Source organism: uncultured Methanobrevibacter sp. (genome assembly GCF_900316895.1).
GTDB lineage: Archaea > Methanobacteriota > Methanobacteria > Methanobacteriales > Methanobacteriaceae > Methanocatella.
In genome coordinates this window covers 1-2,952 of record NZ_ONER01000136.1, presented here as the reverse complement: position 1 = coordinate 2,952, position 2,952 = coordinate 1, and the positions used below count along the sequence as shown (strand labels likewise).

The window sequence follows — 2,952 nt, the reverse complement described above, 5'->3', positions numbered from 1 at the left end:
TCTTTCTGGATTTATATTTTTATAATTTTTTACTTTTTTTTTAAGATACGCGCTGAAATTTTTTCAGTTAAGGATGATGTAGTGGAGGTTTTCTCGCATGATATTCTTAAGATAATTCTTGCTGTGGTGGTTTTAAACATATTTTTCTCATATGGAATGTTATATTTGTCAAATTCCATTCTGGATATTGTTCCGTCAGGCAATGCATTCAATTCATTTTTAACAGGCACTTTGATTACAACAATACTCATTTCTCCGATTTCTGAGGAATTGATATTCAGGGGTGTCTTTTTAAATAGGTTGCAATTGGCGGTTCCTGTTGTTTTTGCGGTATTGATTTCCTCCTTGCTGTTTGCGGCGCTTCATAGCTTTGGATCAATATTTTCTGCATTCATTTTTGGAATCTGCATTGCAATATTGTATCTTAAAACCGATAATATTTTTGTTGCAATATTCGCCCACTTTTTCAATAACCTGTTTGCCGAGATAATTGTTGTTCTGGACCCGAATAAGATTTTATTCACAAACAGTTCTGTTGTGCTGATAATGTCCATTTTGGCTGTTGTTTCATTTGTCATCATTTTGCTTTTCATCATCGGCAATCTGAAAAAGTTAAATAACAATGATTTATAAAAATCTTATCATGGATTTAAGAAAAATTGGAATTGTTGTAATTCTTGTAGGAATTGTCGTTACTATAGTTTTCATCGACAATCAGCAGATTTTTGTTCCGGCGCTGACCGTAACCATGGTGGGATTCTTCATAACTATTGTCGGTTTTGTCAGTGAAATCAGTAAAAGAAAAATCATCAATGACCGTTTGGATGAGGATATCGGAACCATTCTTCAGCCTTTAATCACCAAATATTCTAATTTGAACAAACAATATAGAAAGGAGTTTGAAGGTGAGGAATACGCACAAAAAAGGCTGGAGCTGAATAGGGATTTGGAACGTGAAATCACTGAAAAGCTTCCTTATCTGGAAAGCAGGGAAATCAAAAAGATTGTTATTGCATTTAGTAAGGAACAGGACAAAATGTAATATTTTTTTTCAAATTCTTTTCAATGTACATTTTAATACAACAAGGTTTTAAATAGTACATTATACTAATTAATTATTAGTGATAAAATGTTTTCCCCAAACTTAAAAGAAGCAAAAGAAATAAGCAAAAATGAAGAGTATAAAAGGATTCCTATATCTTATGAACTTTTTTCAGATATAGCGACACCGATAGAAGTTTTAAGAATTCTAAAAGGCATAAGCAACCATACATACATGCTTGAAAGTGTAGAGGATTCAAAAAAGTGGGGAAGATACACATTTTTAGGCTTCGATCCTCTTCTGGAATTCACCTGCCAAAATGGTATTGTTAATATAAAGGGAGATAAGGACTTCAATGAGTTGAATGATGATGAGATAGTCATCGAAACGGACAATCCCCGTGAAATAATAAAGGATTTGATTGAAAAGAACAAGTCTCCAAAATTGAAAAACCTGCCTCCATTCACTGGCGGTTTTGTGGGATACTTTGCATATGACTATATCAAGTATGCCGAGCCCACATTGAATTTGGATGCCGAAAATCAGGACCGCTTCAAGGACATTGACCTGATGCTTTTTGACAAGGTCATTGCATTCGACAATTTCAGGCAAAAGATAATTCTCATAATAAACATCAAAACCGATGACCTGGAAGGCAACTACAGAAGGGCATGCGATGAACTTCTTGAAATGGCTGACCTATTGAAAAACGGCAAAAAGTCAGATATCGTGCCTTTGAAGCTTAAATCAGATTTCAAACCTGTCTTTTCACGTGAAAAGTATTGTGAAATGGTTGAAAAGGCAAAGAATTACATCTATGAAGGAGATATTTTCCAGGTTGTGCTTTCAAACAGGATTGAAGCGGAAATTTCAGGAAGCCTGTTTGACACATACAGGGTATTGAGAACCACAAACCCCTCCCCTTACATGTTTTACTTTTCAAGCAATGACATAGAAATTGCAGGAGCTTCTCCTGAAACATTGGTCAAGCTAAACGACAATAAGCTTTACACCTTCCCTCTTGCAGGAACAAGGCCTCGGGGAAAGACTGATGAGGAGGACCATGAGCTGGAACATGATCTGCTTTCAGATGAAAAGGAGCTTGCAGAGCACAATATGCTGGTTGACCTTGGAAGGAATGATATCGGAAGAATTTCAGAGATAGGTTCTGTAAAGGTGGAGAAATATTTGTCGATTGAGAGATTTTCACATGTGATGCATATAGGATCTACCGTTACCGGAGATTTGAGAAGCGATTTGCCTGCCGGAACATTGTCTGGGGCTCCAAAAATAAGGGCCTGTGAAATAATAAACGAACTTGAGGACAATAAGCGCGGAATATACGGAGGAGCCATCGGCTATGTTGATTTGAGCGGAAATATCGACACCTGCATCTCAATCAGAATAGCCTTTGCAAGAAACAATAAGGTGTTCATACGCTCAGGTGCGGGAATTGTGGCCGACAGCGTTCCTGAAAAGGAATTTGAAGAATGCCTAAACAAGGCAGCCGCCGTAATCGATGCTTTAAAAACTGCTGACGGAGGATTACAATGATTCTTTTGATAGATAATTACGATAGTTTTTCATATAACCTGTACCAATTGATTGGCCAGGTCAATTCAGACATTAAGGTTTCAAGAAATGACAGGATTACAGTTGATGAGATAAGGGATTTGAATCCGGAAGCTATTATATTGTCTCCCGGGCCTGGAAAACCGGAAAATGCAGGAATATGCATGGATTTGGTAAAGGAATTCCATGATGAGATACCTATTCTTGGCGTTTGTCTGGGCCATCAGGCAATCTGTGCCGCACTTGGCGGTGAGGTTTCACATGCAAAAAGGCTCATGCATGGAAAGTCATCAAAAATTTCCCTTGACTATGATTTTATTTTTAAAGGCCTTCCAGGT

At 37.2% G+C, this 2,952-nt stretch carries 4 protein-coding genes; all 4 read left to right on the top strand.

From position 1 onward, the window contains the following. On the top strand, positions 1-633 hold a 633-nt coding region (locus QZN27_RS09705), incomplete at its 5' end, for a CPBP family intramembrane glutamic endopeptidase (RefSeq protein ID WP_296787001.1). A 10-nt stretch (positions 634-643) separates the two neighbouring features. Next, positions 644-1,042: a hypothetical protein gene (locus QZN27_RS09700; protein WP_296786999.1), complete on the top strand. Its 399-nt coding sequence runs from the start codon at positions 644-646 to the stop codon at positions 1,040-1,042. An 87-nt stretch (positions 1,043-1,129) separates the two neighbouring features. Continuing rightward, positions 1,130-2,596 carry an anthranilate synthase component I family protein gene (locus QZN27_RS09695; protein WP_296786997.1) on the top strand — a complete coding sequence of 489 codons (1,467 nt, stop codon included), beginning with the start codon at positions 1,130-1,132 and terminating at the stop codon, positions 2,594-2,596. Next, positions 2,593-2,952, top strand: a 360-nt coding sequence (locus QZN27_RS09690) for an aminodeoxychorismate/anthranilate synthase component II (protein WP_296786995.1), incomplete at its 3' end; no start/stop codon positions are given. The genes QZN27_RS09695 and QZN27_RS09690, both read left to right, overlap by 4 nt.